The sequence below is a fragment of the Oleiphilus sp. HI0066 genome (genome assembly GCF_001635725.1).
The window spans coordinates 1-19,461 of record NZ_LWFH01001322.1; the positions used below are offsets into that span (position 1 = coordinate 1).

16 protein-coding genes, 4 tRNA genes and 1 rRNA gene are annotated in these 19,461 nt (G+C 43.9%); 18 read left to right on the plus strand and 3 right to left on the minus strand.

Going from position 1 to position 19,461, the window contains the following annotated elements; translation table 11 throughout:
• Window positions 1-124: 124 nt before the first annotated feature.
• Both rrf and A3738_RS19440 read left to right on the plus strand, forming a co-directional pair.
• Window positions 125-239, plus strand: a 5S ribosomal RNA gene (gene rrf / locus A3738_RS19435).
• A gap of 517 nt (window positions 240-756) precedes the next feature.
• Entirely contained in the window at window positions 757-951 is a 195-nt protein-coding gene (locus A3738_RS19440; protein WP_068500039.1) for a DUF3185 family protein, read from the plus strand.
• Here the strand turns inward: A3738_RS19440 and A3738_RS19445 are convergent, their stop codons facing one another.
• On the minus strand, window positions 952-1,440 hold the full coding sequence (locus tag A3738_RS19445; RefSeq protein WP_068479348.1) for an RDD family protein: 489 nt from the start codon (window positions 1,438-1,440) through the stop codon (window positions 952-954).
• 205 nt (window positions 1,441-1,645) lie between these two features.
• On the opposite strand from A3738_RS19445, the gene alaS reads away from it, so the two are divergent.
• The 15 genes from alaS (at window position 1,646) to A3738_RS19520 (ending at window position 15,197) form a co-directional block, all read left to right on the plus strand.
• The gene (gene alaS / locus A3738_RS19450; protein WP_068479351.1) at window positions 1,646-4,243 is read left to right on the plus strand and encodes an alanine--tRNA ligase; all 2,598 of its coding nucleotides are present in this window, start codon (window positions 1,646-1,648) and stop codon (window positions 4,241-4,243) included.
• A 54-nt stretch (window positions 4,244-4,297) separates the two neighbouring features.
• On the plus strand, window positions 4,298-5,521 hold the full coding sequence (locus tag A3738_RS19455; RefSeq protein WP_068479354.1) for an aspartate kinase: 1,224 nt from the start codon (window positions 4,298-4,300) through the stop codon (window positions 5,519-5,521).
• Between the two features lie 185 nt (window positions 5,522-5,706).
• Window positions 5,707-5,898 (plus strand): carbon storage regulator CsrA, encoded by a 192-nt coding sequence (csrA, locus tag A3738_RS19460; RefSeq protein ID WP_068479356.1) that lies wholly within the window; start codon window positions 5,707-5,709, stop codon window positions 5,896-5,898.
• A gap of 103 nt (window positions 5,899-6,001) precedes the next feature.
• A tRNA-Ser gene (locus A3738_RS19465) sits at window positions 6,002-6,091 on the plus strand.
• 20 nt (window positions 6,092-6,111) lie between these two features.
• Window positions 6,112-6,188, plus strand: a tRNA-Arg gene (locus tag A3738_RS19470).
• A gap of 41 nt (window positions 6,189-6,229) precedes the next feature.
• A tRNA-Arg gene (locus tag A3738_RS19475) sits at window positions 6,230-6,306 on the plus strand.
• A gap of 44 nt (window positions 6,307-6,350) precedes the next feature.
• Window positions 6,351-6,427, plus strand: a tRNA-Arg gene (locus A3738_RS19480).
• Window positions 6,428-6,631: 204 nt separating this feature from the next.
• Window positions 6,632-7,162 (plus strand): hypothetical protein, encoded by a 531-nt coding sequence (locus A3738_RS19485; RefSeq protein WP_156502249.1) that lies wholly within the window; start codon window positions 6,632-6,634, stop codon window positions 7,160-7,162.
• A 252-nt stretch (window positions 7,163-7,414) separates the two neighbouring features.
• Window positions 7,415-7,645, plus strand: a complete 231-nt coding sequence (locus A3738_RS19490) for an OadG family protein (protein ID WP_231876670.1) — start codon at window positions 7,415-7,417, stop codon at window positions 7,643-7,645.
• Window positions 7,646-7,690: 45 nt separating this feature from the next.
• A complete protein-coding gene (oadA, locus tag A3738_RS19495) occupies window positions 7,691-9,469 on the plus strand; it encodes a sodium-extruding oxaloacetate decarboxylase subunit alpha (protein ID WP_068479362.1) in 1,779 nt (592 codons plus the stop codon).
• A gap of 16 nt (window positions 9,470-9,485) precedes the next feature.
• A complete protein-coding gene (locus A3738_RS19500) occupies window positions 9,486-10,811 on the plus strand; it encodes a sodium ion-translocating decarboxylase subunit beta (protein WP_068479364.1) in 1,326 nt (441 codons plus the stop codon).
• 335 nt (window positions 10,812-11,146) lie between these two features.
• Window positions 11,147-12,286: an alpha/beta fold hydrolase gene (locus A3738_RS19505; RefSeq protein WP_068479365.1), complete on the plus strand. Its 1,140-nt coding sequence runs from the start codon at window positions 11,147-11,149 to the stop codon at window positions 12,284-12,286.
• 33 nt (window positions 12,287-12,319) lie between these two features.
• Window positions 12,320-12,733: a peptidylprolyl isomerase gene (locus tag A3738_RS19510; protein WP_068475045.1), complete on the plus strand. Its 414-nt coding sequence runs from the start codon at window positions 12,320-12,322 to the stop codon at window positions 12,731-12,733.
• A gap of 157 nt (window positions 12,734-12,890) precedes the next feature.
• A complete protein-coding gene (locus A3738_RS19515) occupies window positions 12,891-13,634 on the plus strand; it encodes a response regulator (protein WP_068476036.1) in 744 nt (247 codons plus the stop codon).
• Between the two features lie 153 nt (window positions 13,635-13,787).
• Complete coding sequence (locus tag A3738_RS19520; RefSeq protein WP_156493612.1) at window positions 13,788-15,197, plus strand: ATP-binding protein; 1,410 nt, start codon at window positions 13,788-13,790, stop codon at window positions 15,195-15,197.
• A gap of 2 nt (window positions 15,198-15,199) precedes the next feature.
• Here the strand turns inward: A3738_RS19520 and glpD are convergent, their stop codons facing one another.
• The gene (glpD, locus tag A3738_RS19525; RefSeq protein WP_068479367.1) at window positions 15,200-16,738 is read right to left on the minus strand and encodes a glycerol-3-phosphate dehydrogenase; all 1,539 of its coding nucleotides are present in this window, start codon (window positions 16,736-16,738) and stop codon (window positions 15,200-15,202) included.
• A gap of 175 nt (window positions 16,739-16,913) precedes the next feature.
• On the opposite strand from glpD, the gene glpK reads away from it, so the two are divergent.
• Window positions 16,914-18,407 (plus strand): glycerol kinase GlpK, encoded by a 1,494-nt coding sequence (gene glpK / locus A3738_RS19530; RefSeq protein ID WP_068479369.1) that lies wholly within the window; start codon window positions 16,914-16,916, stop codon window positions 18,405-18,407.
• Here glpK and A3738_RS19535 read toward each other — a convergent pair.
• Window positions 18,391-19,440, minus strand: coding sequence for an ABC transporter ATP-binding protein (locus tag A3738_RS19535; protein WP_068502774.1), 1,050 nt, complete (start codon window positions 19,438-19,440; stop codon window positions 18,391-18,393). The two genes, glpK and A3738_RS19535, sit on opposite strands and share 17 nt — an antisense overlap.
• Between the last annotated feature and the right edge of the window lie 21 nt (window positions 19,441-19,461).

Sequence of the window (19,461 nt, forward strand, 5' to 3'; positions counted from 1 at the left end):
ATCGAAAAATCGACGAATAATGAAGATATGAATCATAAGCGACTACTATTGCTTCCAATGTTAAAGACAACAGCAGAATTAAGTGTTGGTGTAACGACCGTAAGTTACTTCAACCAGAGTTTTGCCTGACGACCATAGAGAACTGGAACCACCTGATCCCATCCCGAACTCAGAAGTGAAACGGTTCATCGCCGATGGTAGTGTGGGAGGTCCCATGTGAGAGTAGGTCATCGTCAGGCTTCTAATATGAGAGAGGGCTATCTGGTTGGATAGCCCTTTTTTTATGTATGGAATTTATAGACAGAGCATTCACATGGGTACCATGTGGAGTAAGGCAAAGACTGCTGTAGCCAATTCTAGGTATACCCCGTAAGCATACAACGAGCTAAGCCTGTGAGCAAAGGTCCGTCGCGACCGGCTTTAATCTTCTAATGCAAAACTGCTGTGGAATCTCGTCCTTTTTATAAATCGCAAGATCATCCTCTCAAACCGCACCCGTTACTTTAATTATTAATCCCTGTTCAAGCTAAGAACGTTTTGGGCAAGTTTGGTTTTAACCGTGAAAGCATTAACACAGTTTTGGGTATGCTTTTTAATGTGTGTGGTAAGAGCTTGTGGTCTATCCATCAATTCTGTATGCGATAGCAGTATTAGTGATGTGCTTATTATCGGTCCACGACTGAGTGCTGATCACAAATTAGACAAAATGCATTATGTTTACTTAAATGGCCACACTACTTAAAGCGAGGTGAGTTTATGGGCTCTCAAAAAATTGTGGGTATCGTTTTGATTGTGGTTGGTGTTGCAGTTGTTCTATGGGGGTATAACGTTAGTTCTTCTCTATCTGGCCAAGTGGGGCAGGCGTTGACGGGTTCGTCATCTACAAAGGCAATTGTCGCTTTTGTTGTTGGTCTTGTTTTTATTGTTCTTGGCATTAAAAAAGTAAAGTAACTATTTTTTCGCTCTTTTGGGGATCCTTACGATCTGAGTGTTTGAGATATAACACTGAAGTGTCCGATTGTTTTTATCGATTAAGAGCCATAAATAGCCAAGTCCGAATATAGATGTCGATATAAATGCTCCGATAAATCTGCGGAGTGCTTGTACCCATGTGATGCGTTTTGCATCGTGAGTCTGGACACGAAGATGCCAAACTTGCATACCAAGTGTTTGTCCGGTTTTGGTCCAGAAATATCCGTAGAATAAAAACAATGTGGCGAACAATATTACTGTTAGAATTGGGTCGCCAATTGTACTGCCGCTTTCATTCATTGCCTTGTACGTTTCAGCTCCGATGACTTTTTTGGAAATCATCATGTATACACCAGTGGTGACCATTAAAAGAGCAATATTTAGGAGAAAATCATAAAACATCGCAGCTAGCCGTCGAGGTAAGCCCGCAGTGTTCATTTCTTCTACGTTTTCGTAAAACTCGCGCATATTTTTTCCAAATCATTAATCGTTATGAATACTAGCGCATATAAGATCCCAAGTTTAGAAAATATTACAAACTAAAGATTGGAAAGTGCTTGAGTTCGCCCCTAAATGCGTTCCGGTCAATGTAAATTATGTTACAGTACGCTGCTTTGCTGCTGATGCAGCTCATTGAATTCTATAACTAAAACTTCCTGGTGAGTCCTTAAAGATGAAGACGGCAGAAATCCGCGAGAAATTTCTAGATTACTTTGCTCGAAACGAGCATCAGCGAGTGGCAAGTAGTTCACTCGTTCCGGCCGATGACCCGACCTTGCTATTCACTAATGCTGGTATGAATCAATTTAAGGATACGTTTCTAGGTACTGAAAAACGTGCCTATAGCCGAGCGACCACATCTCAAAAATGCGTTCGCGCAGGTGGTAAACATAACGATCTTGAAAACGTTGGTTATACGGCTCGCCATCATACGTTTTTTGAAATGTTGGGGAACTTTAGTTTTGGTGATTACTTTAAAACAGAGGCGATTGAGTTTGCTTGGACATTTCTGACCAAGGAACTTGGGATTCCAGAAGAAAAGCTTTGGGTGACGGTCTATAAGGGCGATAAAGAGGCTGAAGAAATTTGGTTTAATCATATTGGTATCAATCAAGATCGCTTTTCTCGTTTAGGAGAAAAAGACAACTTCTGGTCGATGGGTGATACCGGGCCATGCGGACCTTGTACCGAGATTTTTTACGATCATGGTGAAGCTGTTGCAGGTGATCCTCCTGGTGGACCAAATGATGACGGTGATCGTTACATTGAGGTTTGGAATCTGGTATTTATGCAGTTTAACCGCACTGCCGACGGGAAAATGAATCCATTACCAAAACCTTCAGTTGATACAGGGATGGGGTTGGAGCGTATCGCTGCCGTTATGCAAAGTGTGCATAGCAACTACGAGATCGATCTATTCCAAGATTTGTTATCTGATGCGTCTAATCTTTTGAATGGTGTGTCCACTGAAGAAAAATCTTTGCGTGTTATTGCTGATCATATTCGCTCAGCCGCGTTTTTGATTGCGGACGGCGTGATGCCGTCTAATGAAAGTCGTGGATATACATTGCGTCGTATTATTCGCCGCGCTATTCGCCACGGTAATAAACTTGGCGCGGAAGGGGTATTTTTCTACAAGTTAGTTTCTAGTCTTGTTCATATAATGGGAGACGCCTACCCAGAGTTAAGGACGGGGCAGGTTCAAATCGAGAAAATTTTGCTTCAAGAAGAGCAGCAGTTCGCTAAGACACTGGATAAAGGTATGCGGCTTTTAGAAGCTGATATTGATCAGCTTGAAGGCAAGGTTATTTCCGGAAAAACAGTATTTACGCTTTATGATACTTACGGTTTTCCCGTTGACTTAACTAACGATATTGCGAGAGAGCGCGGATTGACGCTTGATTACCATGGATTTGATGTGGCCATGGAAGCGCAACGCGAAAGAGCTCGATCCGCTAGCAAGTTCGACGTTGATTATAATGATACCTTCTCTATCGAAGGCGAAACGAGTTTTGTTGGCTATGAGTCCCTAGAAGGCCAAAGTAATATCGTCGCCACGCTTGTTGATGGTCAGGAAGCTTCTTTAGCGCAAGGACAAGCTGGGGCTATCGTACTTGATGTAACGCCTTTTTATGCTGAGTCTGGTGGTCAGGCCGGAGATACGGGTGTAATTCGCTCAGGTGATTCGGTTTTCGAAGTAAAAGATACTCAAAAGCAAGGCAATCAATTTGTTCATCTTGGTGTTGTAGCTAACGGCAATTTTGCTAAAGACGATTCTGTAGAGTGTGAAGTTGCCCAGTCAGAGCGAGAAGCAACTGCTTTGAACCATTCTGCAACACACCTTTTGCATGCTGCTTTGCGCAAGGTTTTAGGTGAACACGTGGTCCAGAAAGGGTCATTGGTAGATAGTGAGCGTTTGCGTTTCGACTTTGCGCATTATGAAGGGGTGACTAAAGAGCAAGTTAGCGAATTGGAATCGATTGTTAATTCCGAGATTCGCGCTAATACAGCTGTAACAACTACGTTGACCAATATGGATTCGGCTCGCGAGATGGGTGCAATGGCATTGTTTGGTGAAAAGTACGGTGATGAAGTGCGCGTACTTTCTATGGGACGCAATTCTTTTTCTGTTGAACTTTGTGGCGGTACACACGTGCAACGAACAGGAGATATCGGTCAACTTGTAATCGTTTCTGAAGGTGGCATTTCTTCTGGTGTACGTCGAATCGAAGCGCTCACAGGTGATGCGGCCGAACGTTATGTTCGTGAAAACTTAGAGCAACTTTCTGAGTTAGCGGCGGCTTTGAAATGTAATAAAGATGTCGTCCTAGACAAAGCGTTGGGTCAGTTTGAAAAGCTTAAATCTGCAGAAAAAGAGCTTGAAAAATTAAAGGCGAAACTAGCTGCTGATGCGGGTAGTGAGTTGGCTGGTAATGCAAAAGACGTGTCGGGTATTAAAGTTTTGGCGCAAAACGCTGACGGCATGGATCGTAAAGCGTTAATGGATGCCGTTGATAAATTGAAGAATGAGCTTGGTGAAGCTGTCGTGTTATTAGCTGCTAAGGAAGGCGATAAGATTGTTTTGATTGCGGGTGTGACTAAGTCGATTTCAAAGAAATTTTCAGCTGGCGAATTGATGAAAGAAGTTTCCCAGATCGTTGATGGTAAAGGCGGCGGTCGTCCTGATATGGCGCAAGGTGGTGGCACCAATTTGGCTAGGCTAGATGAAGCTTTAGCTAGGGTTCAAGTTTGGGTTGAAAGTAAGTTATAATCCCGCGCTTTTTGCATATACGTAGTGCGTTGGTAGTGGTACAGGAATAAAGAAATGGCTTTGTTGGTTCAGAAGTTTGGCGGCACATCTGTTGGTACGGTTGAGCGTATCGAAGCTGTTGCGGATAAAATTAAAGGCTTTCGCGATAAGGGAGATGACATCGTCGTAGTTGTTTCTGCAATGAGTGGAGAAACAAATCGATTGATCGGTCTTGCCAGCGACATTACCGACGAGCCTACGCCTAGAGAAATGGATGTATTGGTGTCAACGGGTGAGCAGGTAACGATTGCCTTGTTGAGTATGGCGCTGAACAAAAGAGGCTGTCCTGCGAGATCATATACAGGCGGGCAGGTTCGAATTACAACCGACGATACGCATACGAAGGCTCGCATTCTAGATATCGACGAAGATAAGATGCGCTCTGATATTGAGCAAGGGCGCGTTATCGTTGTAGCTGGATTCCAAGGGGTTGATGAAAAGGGCAATATCACGACGCTTGGTCGGGGCGGTTCAGATACAACTGCTGTTGCCTTGGCGGCTGCTCTTAAAGCTGATGAATGTCAGATATATACGGATGTCGATGGTGTATACACAACAGACCCTCGTGTAGTTGAGTCAGCGCAACGTCTGGAGCAGATTACTTTTGAAGAGATGATCGAGATGGCTAGTCTCGGTTCTAAAGTTTTGCAGATTCGTTCTGTCGAGTTTGCGGGTAAATATAGTGTGCCTTTGCGTGTTCTATCCAGTTTTAAGGAAGGGCCGGGTACCTTAATTTCTATAGATAATGAGGGTGGTATGGAGCAGCCGTTAGTTTCTGGTATTGCTTTTAATCGTGATGAAGCGAAATTAACGCTTGTTGGTGTTCCTGATATTCCGGGTATCGCTAGCAAGATTTTAAAGCCTGTCAGTGATCAGAATATTGAACTCGACATGATTGTTCAAAACGTTGGTGTCGATAACTGCACGGACTTTACTTTTACGGTCCACCGTAATGACTACAAAAAAGCATTGGCAATCTTAGAGCAGGTTTGTGCTGATCTAGGTGCTAAGCAGGTCGTTGGCGATGACACAATCGCGAAAGTCTCTATTGTTGGTGTTGGTATGCGATCGCATGCAGGTGTTGCTACCACCATGTTCGACGCGCTCTCTCAGGAAGGCATTAATATTCAGATGATCTCTACGTCTGAAATTAAAATCTCAGTCGTGATTGATGAGAAGTACATGGAATTAGCTGTGCGCACATTGCATACAGCGTTTGATTTGGATAAGAGTGAGTAATTACAGTTCTCGCTTATAATCTGCTTAATACAAGCTTGCCGGTAATGATTAGGTGTCCATAAAGAAAAGTTCTAAGATGTTCCTTTCTTTTTGAGAAAAGTAGACTTTACTGGCAGTAATTAATTTGGACGTCCTACAAGTTAAGATAATCTTTGGAAGGTAGTACAAACGAAGGAGTTGCAAGAATGCTAATTTTGACGCGCCGCGTTGGTGAAACGCTTATGGTTGGCGATGATGTCACAGTGACTGTGCTAGGAGTAAAAGGTAACCAGGTACGAATTGGTGTAAATGCACCGAAAGATGTGTCTGTTCACCGTGAAGAAATCTACCAAAGAATCCAGAAAGAGAAGTCCGATACTTCGGGTTCTGATGAGTAATTAGGCGAATCGTTTATTCCCTGATCGATCCTCTGAAAAAACAGGAAATAAACGAAATTGGCGCTTGGCATTTAATATTTTTTTGGTATTATACGCCGCGTCTGGAGAGATGGCCGAGTGGCTGAAGGCGCACCCCTGCTAAGGGTGTATGGGTTTACGCCCATCGAGGGTTCGAATCCCTCTCTCTCCGCCATGACACCTTTTTGAAGATACGCGGCTGTAGCTCAGCTGGATAGAGTACCTGGCTACGAACCAGGCGGTCGGAGGTTCGAATCCTCCCAGCCGCGCCACTTCAAACCTACCTTAAGTTGTACCTTGATTTTTATAAGATGCGGCTGTAGCTCAGTTGGATAGAGTATCTGGCTTCGAACCAGGTGGTCGTAGGTTCGAATCCTACCAGCCGTGCCACACCCCTTTTAATCAAGTGTTTCGGTTTATGACCGAACCATTGCGCGGCTGTAGCTCAGCTGGATAGAGTACCTGGCTACGAACCAGGCGGTCGGAGGTTCGAATCCTCCCAGCCGCGCCACTTTCCCCTAATTTGTTTCGAACGACATGACGTGTCGTTATAAATTTTATTATTGGCCTTAGTTTTCAGGGAGGTCAAATCATGAAATTTAAAAATCTATTCAATGTAAGAAGCAATTCGCGCTCAAATAGGGCTGCAAGTCCTCACCTATATTTGCCCACGTATCCTCTGAGTCATTCGCATAAAAGATTGGTAGAGAGGAGTTTGCTCTCCAGCTTGCGTGATGCAACGCAGACGTTTGATAACAAGGTTGATCGAGTTATGGCAGTTTTGTCGACAACCGTTAATAGAGATGTTCAGAGGGATCGAATTAATGACGTGATGGCTACAGGGGCAGGCGCTTTCTTGGAGATGGGTGGTCTTGAGTGTGTGCATTGGTATCTGGAGTGTGATGGTGAGAGTGTCTATTTGTGTCGCTCTTCTTTTCGGGCGGTTAGTCCTCTTGAATCTTGGTTAGCTGAACGTGTGTTGGTGCTAGGTTCTTCAGTGTTAGTTGATTATTTGCTACTCGTTAATAGGGGAGAGGGCAATATAAACAAACATTGGTGTTTGGCTTGCGAGATTTTGCGTCAGGTTTTACAGCTTAGTGAGTGTGCAGATTTCTCCAAACGATCTTCGCGCGGTCAGAGTTTAAAAATTTATTATGAAGGCTTGTGCTTTGTAGTTCATAAGTCGGATCAAGTTTATATGGTTTATTCTGTCTCAGGGTCGGTGGCATTGTTGCAGGCAGTCTAGGGTCTTCAAGGTCTCTTGTATGGGTTACGTGCTTGTCTTTTTACTCATAACAGTTTGTATATTGGTATCTATCTGTATTCCTTTTTGTTTTGGTGTTTTGCATTAGTTTTGGTTATGGTCTTAATAGCGGATTCGAATTTGCTAAGCCTATTGAATGGCGGTAAATTACCGGAGCTTTTAAATGGCAGGAAAATGCACGCCTGCTTACTTATAAATTAATCCATAAGGGTTGATCAAACTATGAGCGATTTAATGACTCAAGCGTTCAGTCTCATGGCTGTCGGTATGGGCTTCGTCTTCGTATTTCTAGCGATTCTTGTTGTTGTGACTTCGACTATGTCAAAGCTAGTTAACAAGTATGCGCCGAAGCCTGAACCAGCTAAAGCGGCGCCAGCTCCTGTTGCTGCAGCGCCGGCTGATGCACAATTACTTGCAGTTTTACAAGAAGCGGTTAATCAGTACCGTTCGGACAAGAAACGCTAATATCGAATTATAACTACTAAACCTTTAATAGAAGGCCTGACAGTAATGACTGAAGCAAATAAGAAACTCGGTATCACCGATGTGGTACTTCGAGATGCTCACCAATCACTTCTTGCAACACGTATGCGTATCGACGATATGCTTCCAATCGCTGAGAAATTAGACCAAGTTGGTTATTGGTCTCTAGAGTCATGGGGCGGTGCGACGTTTGACTCATGTATTCGTTTCATTGGCGAAGATCCATGGGATCGTATTCGCGAACTTAAAAAAGTGATGCCAAATACTAAGCAACAAATGTTGTTGCGTGGTCAAAATCTTCTTGGCTACCGTCATTACGCAGATGATGTTGTTGATAAGTTTGTTGAGCGTGCTGTTAAAAATGGCGTAGAAGTGTTCCGAGTGTTTGATGCGATGAACGACCCTCGCAACCTTGAGCGCGCTTTGAAAGCGGTTAAAACAAATGGCGGTCATGCTCAGGGTACGCTTTCTTACACAACTAGTCCGGTTCATACCCTCGAAAACTGGATTGAATTAGCTAAGCAAATCGAAGACCTTGGTGCTGACTCGATCGCAATCAAAGACATGGCTGGTACTTTGACTCCATACGCAGCTTACGAGTTAGTAAGTCGTTTGAAAGCTCAGACTGATCTTGAGGTTCAATTGCACGCTCATGCTACTTCTGGTATCTCAGACATGGCAATTTTAAAAGCTGTTGAAGCGGGTATTGACCGTGTTGATACAGCCATTTCATCTATGTCTATGACTTACGGCCACACGGCAACGGAAAGTGTTGTTGCAGCACTTGCGGGCACAGATCGTGATACTGGTCTAAACATGGACTTGCTAGAAGAGATTGCCGCTTACTTCCGCAAAGTACGTAAGAAGTATGCGAAATTCGAAGGCTCTTTGCGTGGTACAGATTCACGTATCCTTATCGCTCAAGTTCCTGGCGGCATGTTAACCAACATGGAAAACCAGTTGAAAGAGCAAGGTGCGGCGGACAAATTTGATGCGGTATTAGAAGAGATTCCACGTGTTCGTGAAGACTTAGGTCATATTCCTCTTGTTACTCCTACATCTCAAATTGTTGGTACACAGGCTGTATTGAATGTATTGACTGGTGAGCGTTACAAGTCAATTTCAAAAGAGACGGCTGGTATTCTTAAAGGTGAATACGGTGCAGCTCCGGCCCCATACAATAAAGAACTTCAAGATCGTGTACTTGATGGTGCAGAAGCGATTACATGTCGTCCGGGCGATCTTCTAGAGCCTGAAATGGATAAGTTGACTGATGAAGTTAAGAAGCTTTCTGAAGAAAATGGCTTCAAGCTTGCAGACGACGTAGTTGATGACGTTCTAACGTATGCACTGTTCCCGCAGATTGGTCTTAAGTTCCTTGAGAATCGTGGCAACGCTGACGCGTTCGAGCCTGTGCCAAGTGAAGATGATGTTCTTGCTGGTAAAGGCGGCAAGGGTGTTTACACCATTAATGTTGGTGGTCAGTCTTACACTGTTGAAGTGGAAGAAGGTGGCGACATTACCGGTATGGTTCCAGTTCAAGGTGGTGCAGCAGCGCCAGCAGGTGCGGCTCCGGCAGCAGCTCCAGCGGGTGGCGGTGAGCCAGTTCCTGCTCCATTAGCGGGTAACATTTTTAAAGTAATTGCTACGCCAGGACAAGCAGTTCAAGAAGGTGATTTATTATTGATTCTTGAAGCGATGAAGATGGAAACAGAAGTACGTGCGCCTCGTGCGGGTACTGTTGGAGCTATCAGCGTTAAAGTTGGCGACTCTGTTGCAGTCGGCGATACATTGTTAACCCTATAAGTAAGGTTCGTTAGATATGGAGAATATCCTCAATCTTTGGACCGGTAGTGGTTTCTACAATATCACTGGCGGCCAAATTACGATGATCGTGGTTTGTCTTTTCTTATTGTACTTAGCAATTAAGAAAGGCTTCGAACCATTACTTTTAGTGCCAATCGGTTTTGGTGGTGTTCTTGCGAACATCCCAGAAGCTGGCTTGGCACTAACTGCCGCGGAAAACGCGATTCACTTCCATAAGCCGGACGTTATGCTTGCTCTTTCAGAGGTTCTGAAGATTCCTTTTGAAGCAGGTCAAGAAATTACTGCTGAAACATTGAAGGCATTCAAAGCTGCTTATGTAGAAGGTAATGCATCTACGGTATTTGCTGCGGATCAAATCGCTAAGAATGCAGGTTATGCTAACGGCATGTTGGCGAACTTCTATAGCGTTATTATTGGTAGTACAGTTGGTCCTCTTTTGATCTTCTTGGGTGTTGGTGCGATGACTGACTTCGGTCCATTACTTGCTAACCCGCGTACGATCTTGTTAGGTGCAGCGGCGCAGTTCGGTATCTTTGGTACCGTTCTAGGTGCAGCGGTTCTAACCATGACAGGCGTAATGGAATTCAATATTGGCGAAGCTGCAGCGATCGGTATTATCGGTGGTGCGGATGGCCCAACGTCGATTTATGTTGCTAGCGTTCTAGCGCCACATTTATTGGGTGCAATTGCTGTTGCGGCATATTCATACATGGCATTGGTTCCTGTGCTTCAGCCACCAATCATGAATGCTTTGACGAATGCTGAAGAGCGTAAGATCCAGATGGTTCAGTTACGTCCAGTACACCAATTAGAAAAAATCTTGTTCCCAATTGCGGTATTGATTTTGGTTGCGTTGTTCCTACCGGATGCTGCGCCACTTCTTGGTATGTTCTGTCTTGGTAACTTGATGAAAGAGTGTGGTGTAGTAGATCGTCTTTCGGATACTGCGCAGAATGCATTGATCAACGTTGTAACTATCTTCCTTGGTTTGTCTGTTGGTTCTAAGCTTTCAGCTGACAAGTTCTTAGATGTAACAACGCTTGGTATCCTTGTTCTAGGCATGGTTGCATTTGGTGTTGGTACTGCCACTGGTGTTCTGATGGCTAAATTGATGAACGTATTTAGCACGAATAAGATCAACCCGTTGATTGGTTCTGCTGGTGTATCTGCTGTTCCAATGGCGGCTCGGGTATCAAACCAAGTTGGTTTGCAGAACAATCCGCAAAACTTCCTGCTTATGCATGCGATGGGGCCAAACGTAGCTGGTGTTATCGGATCTGCGGTTGCAGCAGGTGTAATGATCAAGTTCTTAGGCGGTTAATACGCGCTAGTACCTGATGAAAAGCCTCGGTTTTACCGGGGCTTTTTTGTTTCAAGTTTAAAGGGCTTGAGTGATGAATTATTCGCGAGTGCGAAAACTCATATTTCATTTGGGCCAAATATTACGCAGTAGCTCTACTGGAAAATGTATGGCTTTTATCAATCAATTGAGCGTCATTTGACGTAAGGTTAAGGGTTAAGTTTTTAAGGTGCTAAAAAGTATTTCGCTCATTAATGTGCAAATAGAATCTCACGTACCCCAAGCGCTTGATCGTTTTTGTGCTTTTTATACAATAGCGCGTCCTTAGTTCGTGCAGTTAATAAGAGAATTCTTTCATGTCTAAAGAACCTGGCTTTTTAAAAAAAGCACTTTGGTCCGTTCGTCATGGCATTGAGCAAACATTGTTTTCAGACAATTTTGTTATTGCAGATTTGAGCCCCTATGATGTCGTACATTCCGATGGAATTATGTCTGTTCGCCATTATCAGCCCTTAGATGAGTCTAAAATTGAAGTGGCCGGAGAGCAGATTGATGTGGAAGATGACGCGACACGTGCGGCGAATATTCCAGTATTGCTTGTGCCGCCACTTGCCGCGACTTCGTTAATATTTGACTTAATGCCGCATAGAAGCGTCGTAAGATACTTTTTAGCTAGAGGTTTTGATGTATATCTCGTTGACTGGGGAGATGTTACGGCTGATCACTCTGATTTGTCGCTCGAATCTTACGTCATGGGGTGGATGCCTCAGATCGTTGATTCGGTAGTCTCGCACTCAAAGTCTAATGAGTTGTCTATTTTCTCCTACTGCATGGGTGGATTGTTATCATTGATGTATCTAGCTACATCAGGCGATGATCGTGTTAGAAATCTCGTGACTGTTGCGAGCCCGGTTGACATGCACCAGAGTGGTATTACGGGGAAGTTTTTATCTGTCGTGTATAAGCCAGCGCAGGCTATATCCAGTATCTTGAATGTCTCTGTATTGGATATGCCGGCTAAAATGTTCCACGTACCTGGTTGGGTTTCGTCGGTCACTTTTAAGCTTACGAACCCTATTGGTAGTGTCATTAATTCATACGAGAAATTCTTGAATCTCTGGGACAGGGAATACTTAGAAGAAAGCCTCACAATGAGTAAGTGGTTTGATGACATGGTTGATTATCCTGGTGAAACGATCAAAGACATGGCTGTTCACATGATGATTGATAATCGTATTGCAAAAGGTGAAATGCGGATTGGTAAAGCTAAGGCGCACTTTAAAAAGATTAAGTGCTCTATTCTAGCGTTTGCCGGTGAGAGCGATAATATCGTTAGCGTGAAAGCTGCGCATAAAATTCTTGATATCGTGTCCTCCACAGATAAAGAATTTTGCGTTGTGCCAGGCGGGCATGCTGGGGTGTTTGCAGGTGCATCTGCGCCATCACATACATGGGCGATCAGTGCAGACTGGTTGATAGATCGTTCTTCGAAGTAACGTTTTATAAATACATAATATTGGATTTATTTGATGACAGTTTACACAGTTAATTATTGGCTAAAAAATCCTCAGGATGAAGTTGTTGATACGTCAGAAGGTGGTGAGCCAATGAAGATTACTCTGGGCGGTGATGACACTATCCAAGGGCTTCAGCGTGCGGTAGAAGGTCGGCACCCAGGAGATCGAATTGAAGCGACAATTCCTCCAGAGCTTGCATATGGAGAAAAGAATCCCGAGTTTGTATCAGTTGTTGATCGGGCTTTGTTTGACATTCCGGAACTAGTCCCAGGTATGAAGTTTCAAACTAATACCGGTGAACAAACTCAGATTGTTCAAATTGTCGATGTTACCGAAAGTACTGTGACGGTTGATGCGAATCATCCGCTGGCGGGACTTACCTTACGCTTCGAGTTGGAAATTATTGCAGTAGAGGAAAATTCATAAAAGCTATAGGTGAACAAGAATTTATTGTTTTGATCAGGTAATTTTCGAAACAGCATATATACTAAGTGTAACAATGCGTATTTAGGTGTAAGTGTAGATTCTCTTGCATTAGAAGGTGCGTGTATTCATCAACTCCAGTATTTATAAGAAAAAGCAGATGGAAGTAGAAGATCAAAACGAAGCGTGGAAAATCCTAATTGTCGAAGATGATGAGCGTTTAGCAGGGCTTACTAAAGAGTACTTAGAAAGTAATGGTCTTGTTGTCTCAGTTGAAGGCAATGGTACGAACGCTGTAGACCGAATTGTAAATGAGAAACCTGACTTGGTAGTTTTAGATTTAATGCTGCCTGGTGAAGACGGCTTATCCATTTGTCGCAAGGTTAGACCTAGCTACAATGGTCCAATTCTCATGCTGACTGCTCGGACTGATGATTTGGACCAAGTGCTTGGATTAGAGATGGGCGCTGATGATTATATGTCTAAGCCTGTTCGTCCAAGAGTTTTGTTGGCGCGTATCCGAGCTCTTTTACGTCGTATTAAAGATGTTGAAGCGCATGCAGATACTTCGCAATCTAGTGCTGACGGTGAAGCAGCGACACGCCTCGTATTTAATAACTTAGTCGTTGACTCTTCGATGCGCGAAGCATGGCTAGATGATGAGAGCATTGATCTCACCAGTGCAGAGTTTGATCTTCTTTGGTTGCTCTCAAGCAATGCGGGTAATGTACTTAGTCGGGAAGAGATCTTTACGGCATTAAGGGGTATCGAGTATGACGGACAGGATCGTTCGATTGATGTTCGAGTATCTCGTATTCGTCCTAAGATCGGTGATGACCCAGTTCACCCTCGTCGTATTAAGACCGTCCGCAGTAAAGGCTATCTTTTCGTTAAGGAAGCATAGCCCCGGTAAGAAGTTGTGAACAATCCCTCTTTAAGAATCTTCAGTCGCTTAGCCATTTGTCTTGTGGCTTTGGGGCTGCTGGTTACGCTCATTTATAGCACGTCAAATTTTGTTAGACACCAGCATTATTGGAGCGACGTAGTTAGCCCAATAATGTCGCATTTCGCAAAGCATCAGCATCTTTTAGATCGTGTTGACGTGAACTCGTTAAGTGTCGTGTCAGATGAGCAGCATTCTGTTTCTGATCTCACACGTGCTCGTTTAGAGTTAGGTCAAGTTGTATTAACTGATCAAGACGATCTATTTAAAGTGTACGCCCGTCTGAATGATGATTTGTTGTTGGAGCTTGAGTCTGATCAAAGTGGCAGTAGCATTTATAAGTTGTATATTTCGTTGTTTAAGCAACAGTTATTTTCAAGCAGTGTTGAGCAGGCAACAGCTCTTGCACAATCTTGGGGTTTACAGCTTTACCAAGTAGTTGATTCCCCATCCTTAAAGTCACAAGCTGCTCTAGATAGTTTATCCGACCAAGGATATTACTTAACAATTTCTAGTGATTCTGTTTCAGCTCTGTTGCGTTCCAGTGATGGTACTATCTATCGACTTCAGTTTTGGACTCCGTTTAGTCTGGTTTCGATTCCTGTTGTAGTGTTATTAATATCGGGTGTTTTATCCGCGCTGTACGCTCTGGTTGCTATTTTTGTTCAAGGCTATGAGCGTAAGTTGCGTGCTGTTGAAACCGTGGCAGAGCGTATTGCCCGCGGTGAATTAGACGCCCGCGTTAAGAACGTGAGCGAGGGGAGTGAAGCGATTGAAAGGCTTAGCTCGGCTTTCAACGTGATGGCCGATCATATTCAGCGATTGATGCTTGTACAAAAGGAAATGATACACGCTGTCTCGCACGAGTTGCGAACACCTGTCGCGCGCATTCGTTTTGGCGTTCAAATGATTGAAGATTGTCCAAATCAAGAAGCGCTTAGGAAGCAAGCGCAAGAAATCGATGGCGACATTCAAGAGTTAGATGAGCTAATTGATGAGATTTTAACTTACGCAAGGCTTGAGCAGGGTGGTCCGATACTATCGTTTCATCAGGCAAATTTGTTGGATATTGTCCATCAAGTAGTTGATGAGCAAAGTGTGGGGCGTCCAAATCTAGATATACAAGCAGTTATTCAGCGAGATTCAGATGACTGGGCGGAGACCGAAATAGAACCGCGATATATTCATCGCTCTATTCAAAACTTGGTTGGTAACGCGACACGTTACGCTTCGGGTGTAGTCAAAGTGAACGTTAGTTGCGATTCAGAAACGTGTCGGGTCGACGTTGAAGATGATGGCCTAGGAATCCCTCAGGAAGATTGGGAGTCTGTATTTACACCATTTGCCAGATTAGATGATAGCCGCACAAGGGCATCAGGTGGCTACGGCTTAGGATTATCTATTGTTCGTCGGATTTTGTATTGGCACGGCGGGCAAGCATTCCTTGGCAAGAGCGAAGAGCTTGGCGGTGCCAAATTTAGTCTTGTATGGCCGAGGCAGCAAGGTGCATCAGCGCTAGATTAACCTCAAGCGCTGTTTAAATGGGTGATATTGGGTTCATTCAGATACGATTGAATGTAAGTACGCAGTGTTTTCTCTTGTGAATCTGAAAACTGATAGCCGAGCTTGGTTCTTCTCAATAATATATCTTTTGCATTTCGCGCCCATTCTTCTTTAATCAGGTAATCTACCTCAGCTTGATATAAGCCGTTAGAGAAGTCTTGACCGAGCTCGTTAATACTTTCTCGTCCAGTCAAAAAATTCTCTGCTAGCAACCCATAACTTGATGCATAGCGTCTAACTAGGCTAGACGTGAGCCACGGGTAATGGCTTGTAAGATGGTCTGTGATCCCTTGTCTTGTCATTCCAAGCTTTGAATTGCCTATTAGTGGATGTCGCTCTGTCCATTCCTCTTGTAAGTTTGGAACATAACGTTGTAGTTGTGCCATAACGGCATTCGCGAGCTTTCTGTAAGTTGTTATTTTTCCGCCATAGATCGATATGAATGCTGAGTGACCGTCAATGCTTTGCGTATCAATAGTGTAATCACGGGTAATCGCTGAGGGATCTGATGACTCATCATTACATAATGGTCTTACCCCAGAATAAGTACTGACAATATCTTGGGACCCTAATTGATGAATGAAGTGCTGGTTATGTACGTCGAGCAAGTAATCGATTTCTGATTGATCAATTTCTATTTTATTTATATCTCCTAGATACTCCTGATCAGTCGTTCCGATAATCGAGTAATTTGTTTGGTATGGCAGTACAAAAACTATTCGTTTATCTTCGTTCTGTAATATATATGCAGAGTCACCATTTGGAACTCGAGGAACAACGATGTGGCTGCCCTTTATCAGTCGAATTTGTTTACTTGGTTTGAGTTGAGAGACTTTTTGTTCAAAGATTTTGCTTAACCACGGTCCTGCTGCGTTGACTATATGGCGTGCCGAAACATCGACCGTTTCATTAGTCAGTTTATTTAGGCAGCGTATATGCCAAAGTCTTTCGCGTTCATTATAGGTTGCGCCAAGGCATTCCATATTGGTAGAAATGACCGCGCCGTTTTGCTTTGCTTGGATTGCGTTTGTGATGACTAATCTGGCGTCATCTACCCAGCAATCGTAGTATTCAAAACCTCTTTTTATGGAAGCCTTAAGCCCTTTTTCTGTTCCCAAATCTATAGATGTCGCACTCGGTAAACTATTTCGCTTGCTTAAATGGTCATATAAGAAAAGACCGCAACGAATCAGCCAAGCAGGGCGCAGATGAGGACGGTGTGGAAGCACAAACTTAAGCGGTTCGACGAGATGAGGTGCGATATTTAAAAGTACCTCTCGTTCAGCGAGGGCTTCTCGCACGAGGCGGAACTCGTAATGCTCTAAGTAACGCAATCCACCGTGAATCAGTTTACTACTCGCTGATGACGTTCCTGAAGCTAGATCGTTCTGTTCGCATAGATATACCTTTAAACCTCGTCCCGCAGCATCATTCGCCACGCCGCACCCATTGATGCCGCCTCCAATGATGAAGAGATCATAGGCCGCTTGTTTATCTGTCATCCTTGATTCCTGTTATCGATATTGAACGTTGGATTTAGCATAGCGATTTGTATTGTGGATTTGTGAACGCAATCGTCAATTTCACACAAGTAATAAGTTGAGATTGAAAAAAAAGAATAAATTCGTATTGTTACATCACTCAATTGCGGCTGTTTTCAAAAGGATAATTATAACAATGGCGAGCTATATCCTCTCATTAGATCAAGGAACGACGAGCTCTCGTGCTTTATTGTTTGATCAAGATGGCAATCATCTGGGTACTTCTCAGAAAGAGTTTACTCAGTACTTTCCAAATAACGGTTGGGTAGAGCATGACCCTGAAGAAATATGGACGTCGACTCTTGAGGTAATGCGAGAGGTTGTTTCGAAAGCAGGGATTGCAGCGAAGGACATTAAGGGAATCGGTATCACTAACCAACGAGAAACGACGATAGTTTGGGATCGAAAAACCGGTCGAGCTATTTATAACGCGATTGTATGGCAAGACCGACGTACAGCGTCTATCTGTTCTAAACTGCGCTCTAATTATGATGAAGGAACACTGCGTGACAAAACAGGGTTACTGTTAGATCCATATTTTTCTGCGACAAAAATTGCTTGGATCTTAGATAATGTCGATGGCGCTAGGGTATTGGCAGATCAGGGTGATTTGGCTTTTGGTACGATTGATAGCTATTTGCTCTGGCGGCTTACTGATGGAGAGGTGCATGCAACGGACGCCACAAACGCTTCTCGAACCAATCTTTTCAATATCATAGATCAGCAATGGGATGACGAATTACTAGCGTTATTTGACGTTCCTAAATCAGTTTTACCCGAAGTAAAAGATTGTGGTGCTGACTTTGGTGTCTGCAGTGAAGAGTGGCTTGGCGCACCAGTTCCAATACTTGCGATGATCGGTGATCAGCAGTCGGCTCTTGTTGGACAAGCATGTTTTGATAAAGGCATGTTGAAGAGTACCTATGGTACAGGTTGCTTTGTGATTCTCAATACCGGAGACACGGCCCTTCGCTCAGATAATAAGCTGTTATCAACGGTGGCTTATCGTTTCAATGGTGAAGTGGTCTATGCCTTGGAAGGGAGTATCTTTGTTGCTGGTGCTGCGGTGCAGTGGTTAAGAGACGGACTTGGCGTCATTGAAAATGCACATGAATCGGAAGCGATTGCGACAGAGGTCGGTTATCAAGATGCCTTATATGTGGTTCCGGCTTTTACAGGTCTAGGAGCCCCTTACTGGGACCCTGATGCGCGCGGGGCGGTATTAGGACTTACACGTGACACTGGGGCCAACGAAGTCGTCACTGCTGGTTTAGAATCTGTCGCGCACCAGACGAATGATTTATTAGAAGCGATGATTCGCGACGGTGCTCATGTTGAGAGTTTGCGCGTGGATGGAGGCATGATCGTGAATGACTGGTTCGCCCAGTGTTTATCTGATTTATGCAATGTGCCTGTAGAGCGTCCTGAAATAGTTGAAACAACCGCGTTGGGAGCAGCATATATCGCAGCGGTTCAAGCAGGGCTTTACAGCTGTTTAAATGACGTTGCGAATAAATGGAAGTTAGAACAGCGATTTGAGCCAAACTTAGACTCGAGTGAACGTGATAAATATGTCTCGGGTTGGAAAATGGCTGTTGCTTGTGTGCAGAGCTTTAAACCGACGTCTTAAACGCGATGAGTTGCCCGTTGGCTAAACTAATAGGTATGGTTTGGCCAACTTGTAGATCTAATTGGCTTCCTAGCGATATTTCTAATTCTATTTCGTGAACTGACAAACTAAAATAAGTTGTCCCGCCTGCGAAAGCTGAGCCTGTAATCGTTGCTTGTGTTGAACTCGACGTATCTATCGTGACCGCCTCTGGTCGAACGAGTAGTTCAACGTTCTCTCCTTCAACAAGTTCTCCATTTGCAGAGCAGGCATTTAGTTGCCCTAATGAGGTCTCAATCGTAGATTCGTTAACGGCTTTACCAGATATGAAGCTACCTTTGCCGATAAATTGCGCTACAAATTTTGATTTCGGCTGATGGTACAACTGATTTGCTGAGCCGGTTTGAATAACCTTTCCTTGTTGAATAACGCCAATTTTATCTGCCATCGCAAATGCTTCAGATTGATCGTGTGTTACTAAAATTGCGCTGGTGTTTAAGTCTTTTAGTATCTGTCTCACCTCTCCACCTAATCGCGTTCGGAGATCTGCGTCTAGGTTGGAGAATGGCTCATCAAACAGAATTAATTCGGGTTCTGGTGCTAAAGCGCGGGCTAGCGCAACACGTTGTTGCTGCCCACCAGAAAGCTCATGTGGATAGCGCGTTCGATGCTGGGATAAGTCAATCAGGTCTAAAAGCTTCTCTATTCGTTTATTCGGCGATTTCGCTTGTTGTTTATCCAAGCCATAAGCAATGTTTTGTTCAATCGTTAAATGCGGAAACAGAGCGTAGTCTTGGAATACCATTCCTATTTTCCGCTTTTCTGGTGGAATGGATACGCTAGGAGAAGATAAGAGAGTTTGATTGACTTCTATCTGGCCGTTTTGGATTTTTTCGAATCCCGCTATCGCACGTAGAAGTGTACTTTTTCCGCAACCGCTTGGTCCCAAAAGTGCCGCTAACTCGCCTTTATCTAATGTGAAATTAAGATCGTTAAGGACAGTCTTTTCATCGTACTGACATTGAAGTTGACTGATTTTTAGGAAGTTTGGCATTAATTAGTCCGGCAAACAGGA